Raw genomic sequence first — 14,447 nt, 5'->3', positions numbered from 1 at the left:
GATGGCAATCACATGGCGGCTGGCCTGCATGGTCGGCATGGTTTCAACACTGGTCGCATGCAATGCACCGGGAGGGGTGAACCTTTCGACCCTCGACCCCGATCTGCGTGGCTGGGGAGGCGGGGCCTTGGATACCGCAGGTGCTGCCGCTGCCGCGCCGCCGCGTCCGGTGCCGGACAATCGCGGCATCATCAGCTATCCCGGCTATCAGGTGGCCATCGCGCGGCAGGGTGAGACGGTAGCGACCATCGCCGCGCGGCTGGGGCTGAACGCTGGCCAGTTGGCCAGCTACAACGCCATTTCCGCCACCGCGCCGCTGAATGCCGGCGCGGTCGTGGCGCTGCCGCGCCGTGTCGCTGCCGGCGCGCCCGTGGCGGCGGCAACCCCGGTCACGTCCTCGACCGGGCAGGTCAGCGATCCCTTTGCCGGGCAGGGGATGAAGACGCCGACCGTGCCGCCGCAGGTGGGCGCGACCACTCCGACGCCGACCCAGCCCGCCGCAAGCCAGCCTCGGCAGCATGTCGTTGTTGCTGGCGAAACCGCATGGTCGGTGGCGCGGAAATACAATGTCTCAGTCAAGGATCTGGCCGAATGGAACGGCCTGTCCTCGAACCTGACGCTGCGCACCGGGCAACGCTTGCTCATTCCTGTTGCCGGGCAGCGTCCCGCAACGACTGCTGCGATCACCGCGCCGGGGGCAGGCAGTCCGACTCCGGCACCGCCCTCGGCGGCGCAGCCCCTGCCGAATGAAAAGACCCAGCCGACGAACAAGCCGGTCGACAAACCGGCCAGCCCCGACCTGGGCAAGACCCGAACCGCAGCATCGGGAAGTGGCAAGTTCCGTATGCCTGCCAATGGCGCGATCATCCGCGCCTATGAGAAGGGCAAGAATGAGGGCATCGACATTTCCGCTGCGCCGGGCAGCCCGGTAACGGCGGCGGGGTCGGGAACGGTGGCCGCGATCACCCGCGATACCGATCAGGTTCCGATCATCGTCATGCGCCACGACAACAATCTGATGACAGTCTATGCCGGTCTGGATAATGTCACCGTGACCAAGGGGCAGAAGGTCGGGGCCGGGACCACGCTGGGCAAGGCCCGCAATCAGGGCGTCGTCCATTTCGAGGTCCGTAACGGCTTCGACAGCGTCGATCCCGAGAAATACCTGAACTGACGGATCGGTGGACAGAGGCGGCCCGGTTGGTCCGCCCCTGCCTTACCCCTCGAAATAGATTTCGCGGATAAGGGATTCGACCTCAAGCCGAACCAGTTGTCGCAACTGGTGGCTGATTTGTAGACCGGTTTCCCCGGAAAGTTCTTCGCGCAGGACGGCGCGGACGGTCTCGCGCAGATCCGGTTGTGCGGACATCACATCTGCGAACAGGTTTTGCTCGGCAGGCAGGCTCAGTTCTGGCGCGAAGGCGGTCAGGGACAGTTCCTCTGGCACCTCGATCGCCGCAATCGAATCGGGGGCGATTTGCACGGGGTCAGCAGCCAGCAGGCGGGGCAGCGAGGTCATCCGGGCCAAGGCAGCCTCGGCCTCGGCGAACTCGACCTCCTCTTCGGGGGTCAGGGCGGGTTCTTCGACCAGCGGAACAGGGGCATTTGCAGCAATACGGCGCAAATCCGATTCTGCCGGAACCGGGACCAGATCCTGCCGGGCAAGGATCAGGGGCGGATTCCCAGCGCGGGAGTTCAGCGGCGCGGCGTAGGAATACGACGGCTCATCGCCCTCAACCTGATCCTGTGCAATCAGCCGCCGGATCGAGGCCAGAACATCCCCGACATTTTCAGCCTGCGCGCCGCGCCCTGCGAGGTCATGCTGCATGGTGTGCCCCCCGGCTGGGGGCAACAGCCTTAATTCTTGCCGATCGAGCGCAGCACCCGGTCGAGGCTTTCGCCCTGCCGGCTGGTGAAAGGCGCGTCCTTGACTGCTTTGTAATAGGCCGATGGGTCATAGGTCGGGATTCCCAGTTTCAGGTTTTCTACCGTCAACAAACCCATAGCCGACAAAAGTTGATAATGTGCTAATTGGAGATTAGCGACCGCGGTGATCTTGTCCGCCATCGCCTGCAGAAGGATCTGCTCGGCCTCCAGCACGTCCAGCGTGGTCCGCGCGCCCAGCGTCGCTTCCTCGCGCACGCCGTCAAAGGCCTGCCTGGCCGAAACGATCTGCTGGTCGATGGCGCTGATCTGCGCTCGCGCCACGTCGATTCCCGCCCAAGCCGTGCCGACCGCCTGATCGACCTGACGCGCAGTGTTCAGCAGCGAGGCGCGGGTGGCATCGCGGCTTGCCATCGCGCGGCGATGCGCGGCGGGCAGCCGGCCGCCCGAATAGATCGTCTGCGACATATCCAGTGAAACCGAGGCGCTGTCGGTCCGGACCGAGGTGCCCGTGTTGACCGTCTTGTTGCTTTGCGCCTGCAAGGCGGCGCCGCCGGTTAGCGACGGATTACGCTCAGCCGCAGCGGCGGCGACCTGCAATTCCGAGGCCGCGGCCTCGCGCTTGGCCTGCTGGATCAGCGGATGGGTGCGCTGCCCGATTTCGCGGGCGCTGACCAGGCTTGCCGGAAGTTTCGGCGTCGGCGGTGGTGCCGCTAGCTTGCCGGGGAATTTGCCGGTCGCCGCGCGGTAGCTTTCGCGGGCAACCTCCAGATCGCCCTGCGCCGAGGCCAGATCTGCGCGGCTGGCGGCAAGGGCGGCATCCGCCTGCGACACGTCGGTCTGCGTAATCTCGCCCACATCGAAGCGGTCGGTCGCGGCCTGCTGTTCCTCGCCCAGAACACGGACCGAGTTCTGTTGCAGCTCAACCTGTTCGGTGGCGCTGCGGACGTTCAGATAGGCCTCGATCGCACCCAGCAGCACGTCTTGTTCCACGCCTACAAGTGCGGCGCGGGTTGCCAGAACGTTTTCCTTGGCAATGTCGATGGCGATGGCGTTGCGGCCGAAATCATACAGCGTCATCGAGGCCTGCAGCCCAAGGCTGGCCGAGTTGGCGTCGAAGCCCTCGATATTCTGATAGGTATAGGACGCGAGCCATTGCACGATCGGGCGCAGCTGCGCCAGCGCGGCCGCAGCGTCTTCGTCCGCGGCGCGCAGCACGGCGCGGTTCTGCTCAAGCAGGGCCGAGTGGCGATAGGCCGCAACCATCGTATCGGCGAGCGTTTCGGCATTGGCCGGCAGGGCGGTCGCGCTGGCAAGCAGGGCGGCAGCGATCGGCCTTCTCAGACGTCTCAGCGTATTGCGGAACATGCCCTCTCCCCTGCCCCTGCCGGGGCTATTATTTTACAAGACGAAGCCGCGTTTTTCGGTAAAGCCCGGAAGCACCGGCGCGCCGGCATTGAAAGCGAAGCGCCAATTGATCCGGCCGTCAAGCTTGCGACCGAAGCGGACCACACCCAGATTGCCTTCGCGGAACAGCGCGACAATGCGGCCGCCATCGCGCAGCTGATCGGCCAGCGCTTCGGGCAGATGCTCGATCGCGCCCTCGATCAGGATGGCGTCATAGGGGGCCTGGCTGGCGCAACCCGCCTCAAGCGGGCCGGTCACGACGCCGACGTTGAACACGTCCTGCGCCGACAGGCGGGCCTGCGCCTCGGCAGCGATCTCGGCTTCGGATTCAAGGGCGACCACGGCCTCGGCGATGCGGGCCATGACGGCGGCGGTATAGCCATAGGCTGCGCCCACGTTCAGTGCCAGATCACCGGCCTGAAGGTTCAGCACCTCAAGCATCTTGCCCAGCGTGCGCGGCTCAAGCATGACGCGGCCTGCGGCAAGCTCGATATTCTGGCCGGCATAGGCCACGTCGCGGCGGGATTCCGGCACGAATTCCTCGCGCGGGACGTTGAGCATCGCCTCGATGACAGGATAGCTGGTCACGTCATTTGGGCGGACCTGGGTATCGACCATCATGGTGCGGCGCTGCGCGAAATCGGTCATAACGGGAACCTGTCTTCGTTTTGCTTTGGGTTCTATTGCCACGGAATGACGGACTGGGCAACGCCCCGAGCATTCTTTGCCGGGACGATCGGGCAATCCGGACACAATTGGCGCGCTAAGCCGGACCTGCGCTGCGGCCGTCATTCCAGTCCATGACCATCTGGGTCTGGGTGACGATGGCCGCGACCTTGCCATCGTTGCGGGTGATGGTGGTCTGCCAGATCATCGTGGTCCGACCCTTGTGCAGCGCGATGGTGCGGCCATGCACGGTATCGCCGATATGGATGGGGCGGATGAAGTTGGTCTTGCTTTCGATGGTGGTCGTGGCCTTGCCGGGCCCAAGGTTGATCGTCGCAGCCGTCCCGCCCAGATTGTCGGCGAATCCCATGATCGCGCCGCCATGCAGGACGCCGTTGCGATTGGCCAGATTGCCGGTCGCGGGCATGTCGCCGATCACTTCATCGGCATTGGCCCGCAGGATGCGAATGCCCAAAAACCGCGAGAATTCGGGCTGCTCGGCGGCGGCTTGCGCGGCTATTTCCAGATCATCCATCGCGAATCCCTTTTCCGCGCAGGCTGGATCGGCGCAGGTGCTGCGTCAAGCGGGCAGGGGCGTCATCGTCGCACCCTGTGACAGCCAGCGATGGGCAAAGCCCAGCTTGGCCCGGGTCGTTGCAGTCAGCACAAAGGGATAGACGTCAGGATTGTCGATGGCGCGGTTGATCTCGTTCACCGCCAGCGCGACCGAGGTTGCCACGGTCAGCAGATGTTCCGCATCGGTATCGGCATAAGCATCATAGCCCGGTGGCGGAATCTGCGGCCCGTTCAAGCCCGAGGCCATCAGGCTGTCGGTCATGTCGACCAGATGCAGGATATGGGCTGCGGTCTCGGCCCAGTCCTCATGCGGATGGGTGGTGGCGTAGTCGCTGATAAAGGTGTCGCCCTTGGCCAGCGGCTGGTTGTAATGATCCAGCAGTGCCGCCGCGTAATCGGCGCGTTCATCGCCGAACATGGCGCGGAACTCGGCCAGAAAACCGGGAAGCAGCGCAAGCCGTTCGAACAGGAAATGCGCGATCTCATGGCGGACATGACCGACCATCGAACGATAAAGCTCGCCCAGCTGTTGCTGGCGCAGGGCGCGCAGGGCGTCGTCGGCCTCGACCACGTTCAGGGTGATGACGCCCGCCGCATGGCCCATGGTGACCGGGACCTCATGCGGACCTGCATGTTCGGACAGCATCCGGAACTGGACGCGTGTGCCTGAATCGGCATCGGTGAACCAGTGCCAGCGCGCCAGATTGGCCAGCACCCAACGCTTGGCGGCCTCGCTTTGGGCCAGCAGATCGCGATTCCCCTCGACTGAAAGGTCCGGGATGGTGCCGGTCATCGCGCAGGATCGGCACAGCCCGCCGCTTTCTGCCGCCCAGTTGCAGCCGATCTGGTCGCGGTTCGGACAGGCGGGCGCGTCGCTGACGAAGCCTCCGGCCTCGGGCGCGAAGACTAGCGGCGTGCCGCAGGCGCAGAATGTGTTCTGAAAATAGACACGCTGTCCGCATCTGGGGCAGGTCAGGCGCTGCATGGGCAGGGACTCATTGTGTTCGGACCAGACTGCGGGAAAGATGAAAGGGGGGATTGCCTATCGGCCCCGACGGCAACAGGATTGGGGCATGATCCCTCGCACAAACCTTCCGGACGGAGAGATGGTTCCCGCGCTTGGCCAGGGAACCTGGATGATGGCCGAGCATGCTTCGCGCCGCGAGGCCGAGATCGCCGCCCTGCGCAAGGGATTGGATCTGGGCATGACGCTGATCGACACCGCCGAGATGTATGCCGAGGGCGCGGCCGAGGAACTGGTCGCCGAGGCCATATCGGGCCGTCGCGATCAGGTGTTTCTGGTGTCCAAGGCCTATCCCTGGAACGCCTCGGCGCGTGCCCTGCCACGGGCCTGCGCGGCCAGCCTGAAACGGCTGGGGACCGACCGGATCGACCTTTATTTGCTGCATTGGCGCGGCGATGTGCCCTTGGCAGAAACCGTCGCCGCGATGGAGGCCCTGCGCGATGCCGGGCATATCCGCCATTGGGGTGTCAGCAATTTCTCGGTCGCGGATATGGAGGATCTGTTTGCCGCCGGTGGCTGGCGCTGCGCCGCGAACCAGATTCTTTACAACCTGACCCGGCGCGGGCCGGAATGGGACCTGCTGCCCTGGCTGGCCGCTAAGGGGATTCCGGCGATGGCCTATAGTCCGGTCGAGCAGGGGCGGTTGGCGGGGAATGCCGACCTGCACCGGATCGGGCAGGGGCTGGGGCTGAGCGCGGCGCAACTGGCACTGGCTTGGGTTCTGAACCGAACCGGCATGATCGCCATCCCCAAGACCGGCCATGCAGCCCATGTCTCGCTGAACCTGCGCGCCGCCGAACTGGGGCTGACACCCGCCATTCTGGCCGAAGTCGAAGGCATCTTTCCCGCACCCATGACTGCACAGCCGCTTGAGACGATTTGACAGGGCATTGACGAGCGGTCTCTCAAAACGTCATTTGGCAGCATAGTCTGGAAGTAGCCGGTTCATTCCGGCCAGGAGGGGTAAGATGCTCAAGGGGATCCATTCGACGATCTCGCCCGAGTTGCTGTATGTCATGGCGCAAATGGGTCATGGCGACGAGTTGGCAATTGTTGACGTCAATTTTCCTGCCGCGAGCGTCGCCCGGCATCTGCCCTACGACAAGGTCCTGACCATTGGCCTCAGGCTTCCGCAGGCTGTGACGGTCATCACGAACCTGATGCCGCTCGACACGTTCGTGCCGGCAGCCGCGACCTCGATGCAGGTCGTGGATGATCCCGACGCGGTGCCCGAGGCGATTGCCGAAACCATCCCGATCATCGAGCGTGCCGGCTCGGCATTGCAGTCGATCGATCGTTTCGGCTTCTATGAATTCGCCCGAAACAGCTTTGCCATCCTGCAGTGCCACGACACCCGGCTTTACGCGAACATGATCCTGAAAAAGGGCGTGATCACGGCGAACCCGGCGCGGGCCTGATCGGAAACCAGCAAAAAAATCAGCAGACCGGCGCGGGCTCCGGGCGGCCCTTCAGGTCCAGCCCCCGTGCGGTCGGCGATTGCCATGTCTTGGTGTGACGTGTCGCGCCCTGCGGGTTGGTGCCGATCATCGACCCGCCTGTCCCGCCACTCCAGCCGGTTGAACCAGCGTTCGATGGCGCGGTGCCGTCGGCGGTCGCCGCGTCGGGTGTAGCGGGCTCGGCCATGGCGGCGGCGGGCGGGCAATCCCCGGGTTCGAGTGTCGCCTGCCGCTCAGCGGGGGGCGCAGGGGTCGGCGTGGTTTGGGCGAAGACGGGCAGGGCCAATGCAGCGGCAAGGCCAAGGCCGATCAGTCGGGGCAGGTAAAGGCGTCTCATGGTCTGATCCCTTCACGTGATCCGACCGAACGCCCGGACAGCGCCGGGCGTTCCCCCGAAAGGACTTCAGGCGACGGTGATGCCCGCGCTGCCTTCTTCGGCGTGACCGATGATCGCGGCCAGCGGGAAGCCTGCCGCGCGGATCATCTGCAGGACCGTTTCGGCGGTTTCGGGCGCGCAGGCGACCAGCAGCCCGCCCGAGGTCTGCGGATCGGTCAGCAACGCGCGCTGCCAGTCGGGTAGCCCTTCGGGCAGCAGCACTTCCGACCTATAAGCCGCCCAGTTCCGGGTCGAGGCACCGGTAAAGAACCCCGCCTGCGCCAGTTCGGATGCTCGCGTGAGCAACGGCAAGCTGGCCAGATCGATGCGCAGCCGCAGACCGGAGCCGCGTGCGATTTCCAACCCGTGCCCCAGAATGCCAAAGCCGGTCACGTCGGTGATGGCATGGACATCGTCGCGCTTGGCCAGATCGCTGCCGACCCGGTTCAGCGTGGTGGTGCTGGCGACCATCTCGGCCAGGCCCTCGGCATCCAGCGCACCTTTCTTGATCGCGGCAGAGTAGATGCCGACCCCCAACCCTTTGGTCAGGATCAGCGCATCGCCGGGGCGCGCATCGGCATTGCGGCGCAGTTCGGACGGATGGCACAGCCCGATCACCGCAAGGCCATAGATCGGCTCGGGCGCGTCGATGGAATGGCCGCCGGCGACCGGGATACCTGCCTCGGCGCAGATCTCGCGTCCGCCCTCAAGGATCTGGCGGATCTGTTCGGGGGGCAGCTTGTCGATGGGCATGCCAAGGATCGCCAACGCCATGATCGGTCGTCCGCCCATGGCGTAGATGTCGGAAATCGCGTTCGTCGCCGCAATGCGTCCGAAATCGCGCGGATCATCGACCATCGGCATGAAGAAATCGGTCGTGGCGATGACGCAGGTATTGTCGTCGACCTGCCAGACTGCCGCATCGTCCGAGGTCTCGGTCCCGACCAGCAGTTGTGGGAAGGCCTGCGCCACCGGCTGCCCGGCCAGCAATTCGCGCAGCACCGAGGGCGCCAGCTTGCAGCCGCAGCCGCCGCCATGCGCAAGAGAGGTCAGTCTGGGATGTTCGTTCATGTCACCTGTTCCTTCTTGCGCCGCAGGTCGGTCAGCCAGCGTACGGTAACGTAGAAGGCGGGCACCATGAAGATGCCAAGGAACGTGGCCGAGATCATCCCGCCCATCACCCCGATCCCGATCGAGTTCTGCGCCCCCGCCCCCGCGCCCTTGGCAATGGCCAAAGGCAGCACGCCAAGGATGAAGGCCAGCGAGGTCATCAGGATCGGCCGCAGGCGCTGGCGCGCGGCCTCGGTCGCCGCGTCGACGGCTGTGCGGCCCTTGTCCTGCAACTCACGCGCAAATTCGACGATCAGGATGGCGTTTTTCGCCGCAAGCCCGATGGTGGTGAGGATGCCGACCTTGAAATAGACGTCATTGGCCTGCCCCAGTGTCAGCGCGGCGATCACCGCGCCCAGCACCCCCACCGGAACCGCCAGCATGACCGAAAACGGGATCGACCAGCTTTCGTAAAGGGCGGCCAGCGACAGGAACACGACCAGCGCCGAGAGCGCGAACAGGAAGGGTGCCTGATTGCCCGCCTGACGTTCCTGATAGGACAGGTCGGTCCATGCCAGCCCGTAGCCGCCGGGCAGGGCTGCCACCAACTCCTCCATCGCGTCCATCGCTGTGCCCGAGCTGACGCCCGGCGCGGGTTGCCCCTCGATGGCGATCGCGTCGATGCCGTCGATGCGGGACAGGCGCGGCTCGACCGGTTCCCAGCGCACGGTCATGAAGGCGCTGAAGGGCACCATCTCTCCGTTCGAATTGCGGGCATACCAGCTGTTCACGTCCTCGGGCTGCATCCGGTTTTCGGCGCGGGCCTGCACGATCACCGGGCGCAGTTGCGCGCCAAGGGCGAAGTCATTCACCTCATCCCCGGCAAAGATCGTCGCCAGCATCGAGTTCACCGCCGGGACGGATACGCCAAGGCTTTCGGCCTTTTGCTGGTCGATATCGATGCGCAGCGCGGCCTCATCCTCGGCCCCGCCGCTTTCGGTGTTCTGCACCCGCGCGTCATTCTTGGCGTTCTGCTCCAGCAGGTCCGCGGCGGCGGTCAGTGCCTCGACCCCGCCTCCGGACTGGTCCATCAGGTAGAAGGTGAAGCCGGAAGAGTTGCCCAGACGCGGAATCGCTGGCGGTTGCATAAAGAAGATGCGTCCCGCCCGATGCCCCGAGAAATGCGCATTGGCCCGCTGCGCGACCTTGGCCGCAGCCAGTTGGCTGTCGCCGCGCAGGTCGAAATCGCGCAGCTTCACAAAGATCATCGCCTGGTTCTGCGCCGTGCCAGCATAGCCAAAGCCCATGGCGACAAAGACCGATTCAACCGCGTCCTTCTCCTCGGTTCGCATATAGTCCTCGATCTCTTGCACGACGGCGGCGGTCTGCTGCGCGGTCGAACCTTCGGTCAGGGTGATGCGCGATTGCAGCACGCCCTGATCCTCGGTCGGGATGAAGGTGGTGGTCATGCGGTTGAACAGATCGAACGCGCCATAGCTGATCGCGGCCAGCACCAGCAGCATCAGGAAGGGCCGCCGCAGGCTGCGCCGGACGGTGGCGGAATAGCCGCGCGTCACCCGGTCGAAGCCTGCGTTGAACCAGCGTGCGGGCGCAAAGCGCGCCTCGCCATGGCCTTGGCGCAACAGGCTGGCGCACATGGCGGGGGTCAGGATCAGCGCGACCAGCAGCGACAGCACCATGGCGGTGATGATCGTGACCGAGAATTGCCGATAGATCACACCGGTCGAACCGGCCATGAAGCCCATCGGCAGGAACACCGCCGACAGAACCAGCGCGATGCCGATCAGCGCGCCACTGATCTGGCCCATGCTCTTTTCGGTGGCCTCGACCGGGCCGAGGCCCTCCTCGGCCATGACGCGCTCGACGTTTTCGACGACGACGATGGCGTCATCGACCAGCAGGCCGATGGCCAGAACCATGGCGAACATGGTCAGTGTATTGACCGAATATCCCAAGGCCGCCAGCATCCCGAAGGTGCCCAGCAAGACCACCGGAATGGCGATGATCGGGATCAGCGTCGCACGCCAGTTCTGCAGAAACAGCAAGATCACCAGAAACACCAGAACGATGGCTTCCAGCAGGGTGTGATACACCTTCTCGATGGACAGCTCGACGAAGGGCGCGGTGTCATAGGCGATATGGACCTCGACCCCCTCGGGCAGGGCGTTCTTCAGCCCGTCAAGCGTCGCGCGCACCGCATTCGCCGTCTCGACCGCATTGGCCCCGGTCGCAAGGTTCACCGCGAAGCCCGAGGCGTTCATGCCGTTATAGCGGGAATCGCGGCCATAGCTGACCTGGCCGATCTCGATCTCGGCCACGTCGCCCAAGCGGACGGCGGCGCCATCCTCGCCGGTCTTCAGCAGGATGTTGCGGAAATCGTCGATCGAGGTCAGCTGGCTTTGCGCGGTGATGGTGGCGGTGAATTGTTGGCCCCGGACGGTCGGCTGGCTGCCCAGATCGCCCACGGACACGGTGCTGTTCTGTTCCGATACGGCGCTGGTGATGTCGGTCGGTGTCAGCTGAAACTGCGCCAGCCGCAGCGGGTCCATCCAGATCCGCATCGCATATCCCGAGCCAAAGACGTTCACGCCGCCCACGCCCTCGGTCCGCTTTACCGGGCCCTCGACCACCTGTTCCAGCAGGTTGCCCAGCTCAATCGTCGAGTGCTCACCCCTGGTCGAGACCAGCGAGCCGACCATCAGGATCGACGAGGACGACCGCGACACCGACACCCCGTCGCGCTGCACCGGCGAGGGCAGGCGGCTTTCGACCGAGCGGACCTTGGACTGCACCTCGTTCAGCGCATCGACCGGGTCGGCGCTGTCGTCAAAGGTCAGGGTGATCGCGGAACGCCCCTGCGACGAGGTCGAGACGGTGTAGATCAACCCGTCCAACCCGGTCAGCGCATCCTCGATCGGCGTGGTGACCGAATTCTGCACCGCCCGCGCGGTCGCGCCGGAATAGTTGGCGGTGATACGGATCGTCGTCGGTGCAATGTCGGGATATTGCGAGACCGGCAGCCCCAGCAGCGACCAGCCGCCGATCAGCATGGTCACGATGGCCAGAACCCATGCGAAGACCGGGCGGTGAATGAAGAAACGCGCCATCAGTTGCTGCCCGCCGGCTTGTCCTGCGCAGGAGCTTTATCCGCGGCTTTATCGGCGGCCTGATCGGGTGCCATGTCGCCATCAGCGGCGATCTCGCGCACCACGCCCTGTTCGTCGATGCGCACGGGAACGGCCTTGACCTCGGCCCCGGCGCGCAGGTTGTCCAACCCGTCCAGAACCAGGTTTTCGCCGGGACTGACGCCCTGCGTCACGATCCAGCTGTTGCGGTAGCTGCCCTGCTCGCTCAGCGTGATCTGCTGGGCCTTGCCGTCGCGCACGACATAGGCGGTCAGCGTGCCGTCCGAAGCGCGCTTGGTCGCGCGCTGCGGCACCAGCACCGCGCGGGTCGAACCCAAGGTCACCTCGACCCGCAGGAACTGGCCGGGCAGGATCATGTGGTCGGGATTGTCGAATTGCAGGCGGATCGGCACGGTCCCGGTGGTGGGCGACACCTTGATGCCGGGGCTGACGATGCGGCCCTCGCCCTGATATTCGTCGCCGGTTTCCAGCGTCAGATGCGCCTGCACCTCGCGGTTGCGGATCAGTTCCCCCGCGTCGAACTTGGCACGGTTGCGCAGGATGCTGGCGCTGGATTGCGAGACATCGACATAGATCGGGTCAAGCTGGGTGACAGTGGTCAGCGCTTCGGACTGGTTCGCGGTGACCAGATCGCCGACCGAGATCCCCGACACGTCGGCCAGCCCGTCGATGGGGCTGGTGATCCGCGTGCGGTCCAGCGACAGCTTGGCGGAATCGCGGGCGGCCTCGGCGGCCTTCAGCGCGGCCTCGGCCTGTTTCAGCGCGACCTCGGCGGCGGCGCGATCGACGGCCGAAACGCCGGACCCCTCCAGCCTGCGGTAGCGGGTGACGGTGTTCTGGGCCTCGGTCAGGCTGGCCTCGGCCCCGGCGACGCTGGCTTCGGCGGCGGCGAGTGCTGCGGCAAGGGTCTCGGGATCGATGCGGAACAGCACGTCGCCGGTCTTGACCGGGCGGCCGGGATCATAGGTGACTTCAAGGATTTCGCCGCCGACCTGCGGGCGGATCGTTGTCTGCTGATAGGCGATGGCGCGGCCGGGCAGGGTGACGGTGTAGGGGACTTCCTCTTCGGTGGTGGTCATGACGCCGACCTCGGTCGGGCCTTGCGGGCCACGGCCGCCCCGCTGCTGCGCCCATGCGGGCGTCAGCGCCAGCCCCGAAACAAGCAGCCCCGCAACAAGCTTTTGGGCCACCCATTTCGACATCCCGTCACCAAAGCTCATCTGCCGTTCCTCGCGGTTCTTTCTTGCAGACTGTCTAGTCCGCGAACCCCAATGGCAAGTAAACGACCGGCAGGCAGGCGATCACGGAATCGCCAACGCTTGTGAAGCGGCGTCAGAAGTCGACGCAGATGCCTTTCTTCTCGTAATCGCCGTAGCGCACCGGCTCGGGGCCGTCGCGGCCTCCCAGCTCGACCGGCAGGTCGACAGGCGCGGCATTGCGGCGGCGCTCCTCGGCTTCGGCGAGGGCGCGAATGGCGGCGGGCGGCAGATCCTTGCGGTCGGTCATGGCGGTTTTCCCTGCATCACGCTAGACCTGCGCAATCTAGGCAAGGGGACGCGAATGGACAAGACGCGCAAAATGGAACGCGGCGACGCCGCCCGGCAGGGCGCGCTGAAGCTGCTGGCCGCGGTCGAGGACGGCGCGACCCTGGACGAGGCTGGGGCCCTGATCGAGCGGCTGCCCCCCGCCGACCGCGCCCGCGCCCGCCGGCTGGCGCTGGAGGTCCTGCGCCGTGGTTGGCGCGCCGATGCGTTGCTCGAGCCGATGCTGGCGCGCAAGCCCCGCCCCGACATTCGCCGCATCCTGCGGCTGGCCACGGTCGAGATGCTGGCCTTGGGCGAGGCGCCGCATGGCGCGGTCAATGCCGCAGTGACGCTGTGCCGTGGGCTTAGCGGTAAGGGGCAGGCGGCAGCGGGCATGGTCAATGCCGTGCTGCGCAAGGCGGCTGCGGCTAAGGACGCATGGGCGAAACTGCCGCCGCAAAAAATGCCCGACTGGCTGCGCGCTCCGGTCGCTGCCGCATGGGGCCGCGACGTGACCCGCGCCATCGAAGCCGCGCATGAGGCGGGCGCACCCTTGGACCTGACCGCGAAAGCCGGGGATGCACCCGGCGAGGCGCTGCCGACCGGATCGTTCCGCCTGCCTTCGGGCACGCAGGTCAGCGCGCTTGAAGGTTACGACAGTGGCGACTGGTGGGTGCAGGATGCGGCCGCCGCCATGGCCGTGCGGGTCCTCGACCCGCAACCGGGCGAACGCATCGCCGATCTTTGCGCCGCTCCGGGGGGCAAGACCATGCAACTGGCCGCCGCCGGGGCCGAGGTCATCGCGCTGGACATCTCCGAATCCCGGCTGGCCCGCGTGGCCGAAAACCTGGCCCGCTGTGGCCTGTCGGCCAAGCTTGTCGCCGCCGATGCGCTGGAGTGGCGGACCGATGCGCCCTTGGACGCGGTGCTGCTGGACGCGCCCTGTTCCGCCACCGGCACGATCCGTCGCCACCCGGAACTGCCGCTGATCCGAGACGGCAGCGCAATTGCCGAACTGGCCGACCTGCAGGCGCGGCTGATCGACCATGCGTTGAGCCTGCTGAAACCCGGTGGGCGGCTGGTCTTTGCCACCTGCTCGCTGCATCCCGCCGAGGGCGAGGAGCAACTGACCGCCACCCTTGCCCGCCATCCCGACCTGACGGTCGAGCCCGCCACCGCGCCCGGGGTCGAGCCCGGCTGGCTGACCGAAAGCGGTGCCTTGCGCCTGCGGCCCGACCTGTGGCCGGAACGCGGCGGTATGGACGGATTCTTTATCGCGCGCTTGCGAAAATCCGGTGTGAAGTCCTAAGCTTGTCG

Annotated in this window: 14 protein-coding genes; 4 read left to right on the top strand and 10 right to left on the bottom strand. The window is 65.8% G+C overall.

Annotated features, from left to right (window positions below):
• Position 1 precedes the first annotated feature (1 nt).
• Positions 2 to 1,174, top strand: coding sequence for a LysM peptidoglycan-binding domain-containing protein (locus GL300_RS07760; protein ID WP_246195104.1), 1,173 nt, complete (start codon positions 2 to 4; stop codon positions 1,172 to 1,174).
• Positions 1,175 to 1,216: 42 nt separating this feature from the next.
• Here GL300_RS07760 and GL300_RS07755 read toward each other — a convergent pair whose 3' ends face one another.
• From GL300_RS07755 to GL300_RS07735, 5 genes are all read right to left on the bottom strand, one after another.
• Complete coding sequence (locus GL300_RS07755; protein WP_155039027.1) at positions 1,217 to 1,828, bottom strand: hypothetical protein; 612 nt, start codon at positions 1,826 to 1,828, stop codon at positions 1,217 to 1,219.
• Positions 1,829 to 1,857: 29 nt separating this feature from the next.
• The gene (locus GL300_RS07750; RefSeq protein ID WP_155039026.1) at positions 1,858 to 3,252 is read right to left on the bottom strand and encodes a TolC family outer membrane protein; all 1,395 of its coding nucleotides are present in this window, start codon (positions 3,250 to 3,252) and stop codon (positions 1,858 to 1,860) included.
• Positions 3,253 to 3,285: 33 nt separating this feature from the next.
• Positions 3,286 to 3,939, bottom strand: coding sequence for a protein-L-isoaspartate O-methyltransferase family protein (locus GL300_RS07745; protein WP_155039025.1), 654 nt, complete (start codon positions 3,937 to 3,939; stop codon positions 3,286 to 3,288).
• A 115-nt stretch (positions 3,940 to 4,054) separates the two neighbouring features.
• Positions 4,055 to 4,492, bottom strand: a complete 438-nt coding sequence (locus GL300_RS07740) for a PaaI family thioesterase (protein WP_155039024.1) — start codon at positions 4,490 to 4,492, stop codon at positions 4,055 to 4,057.
• Positions 4,493 to 4,537: 45 nt separating this feature from the next.
• Positions 4,538 to 5,518: a zinc-binding metallopeptidase family protein gene (locus tag GL300_RS07735; RefSeq protein ID WP_155039023.1), complete on the bottom strand. Its 981-nt coding sequence runs from the start codon at positions 5,516 to 5,518 to the stop codon at positions 4,538 to 4,540.
• 88 nt (positions 5,519 to 5,606) lie between these two features.
• Here GL300_RS07735 and GL300_RS07730 point away from each other — a divergent pair, with 88 nt between their 5' ends.
• The gene (locus GL300_RS07730) at positions 5,607 to 6,440 is read left to right on the top strand and encodes an aldo/keto reductase (RefSeq protein WP_211594961.1); all 834 of its coding nucleotides are present in this window, start codon (positions 5,607 to 5,609) and stop codon (positions 6,438 to 6,440) included.
• An 85-nt stretch (positions 6,441 to 6,525) separates the two neighbouring features.
• The gene (locus GL300_RS07725) at positions 6,526 to 6,975 is read left to right on the top strand and encodes an RbsD/FucU family protein (protein WP_155039022.1); all 450 of its coding nucleotides are present in this window, start codon (positions 6,526 to 6,528) and stop codon (positions 6,973 to 6,975) included.
• Positions 6,976 to 6,994: 19 nt separating this feature from the next.
• Here the strand turns inward: GL300_RS07725 and GL300_RS07720 are convergent, their stop codons facing one another.
• The 5 genes from GL300_RS07720 to GL300_RS07700 form a co-directional block, all read right to left on the bottom strand.
• On the bottom strand, positions 6,995 to 7,351 hold the full coding sequence (locus GL300_RS07720) for a hypothetical protein (RefSeq protein WP_155039021.1): 357 nt from the start codon (positions 7,349 to 7,351) through the stop codon (positions 6,995 to 6,997).
• A 66-nt stretch (positions 7,352 to 7,417) separates the two neighbouring features.
• Positions 7,418 to 8,461 carry a selenide, water dikinase SelD gene (selD, locus tag GL300_RS07715; protein ID WP_155039020.1) on the bottom strand — a complete coding sequence of 348 codons (1,044 nt, stop codon included), beginning with the start codon at positions 8,459 to 8,461 and terminating at the stop codon, positions 7,418 to 7,420.
• Complete coding sequence (locus GL300_RS07710) at positions 8,458 to 11,568, bottom strand: efflux RND transporter permease subunit (RefSeq protein ID WP_155039019.1); 3,111 nt, start codon at positions 11,566 to 11,568, stop codon at positions 8,458 to 8,460. The genes selD and GL300_RS07710 overlap by 4 nt, the downstream gene beginning before the upstream one ends.
• Positions 11,568 to 12,827: an efflux RND transporter periplasmic adaptor subunit gene (locus tag GL300_RS07705; RefSeq protein WP_155039018.1), complete on the bottom strand. Its 1,260-nt coding sequence runs from the start codon at positions 12,825 to 12,827 to the stop codon at positions 11,568 to 11,570. The genes GL300_RS07710 and GL300_RS07705 overlap by 1 nt, the downstream gene beginning before the upstream one ends.
• Before the next feature lie 112 nt (positions 12,828 to 12,939).
• On the bottom strand, positions 12,940 to 13,113 hold the full coding sequence (locus GL300_RS07700; protein WP_155039017.1) for a DUF1674 domain-containing protein: 174 nt from the start codon (positions 13,111 to 13,113) through the stop codon (positions 12,940 to 12,942).
• A 54-nt stretch (positions 13,114 to 13,167) separates the two neighbouring features.
• Between GL300_RS07700 and GL300_RS07695 the strand changes: the two genes are divergently transcribed.
• Complete coding sequence (locus GL300_RS07695; RefSeq protein WP_155039016.1) at positions 13,168 to 14,439, top strand: RsmB/NOP family class I SAM-dependent RNA methyltransferase; 1,272 nt, start codon at positions 13,168 to 13,170, stop codon at positions 14,437 to 14,439.
• The last annotated feature ends 8 nt before the right edge of the window (positions 14,440 to 14,447 follow it).

The sequence above is a fragment of the Paracoccus litorisediminis genome (genome assembly GCF_009711205.1).
In the GTDB taxonomy this organism is placed as follows: domain Bacteria; phylum Pseudomonadota; class Alphaproteobacteria; order Rhodobacterales; family Rhodobacteraceae; genus Paracoccus; species Paracoccus litorisediminis.
Note: the sequence above shows the minus strand (reverse complement) of the source record. Positions and strands in the feature narration are given on the sequence as shown.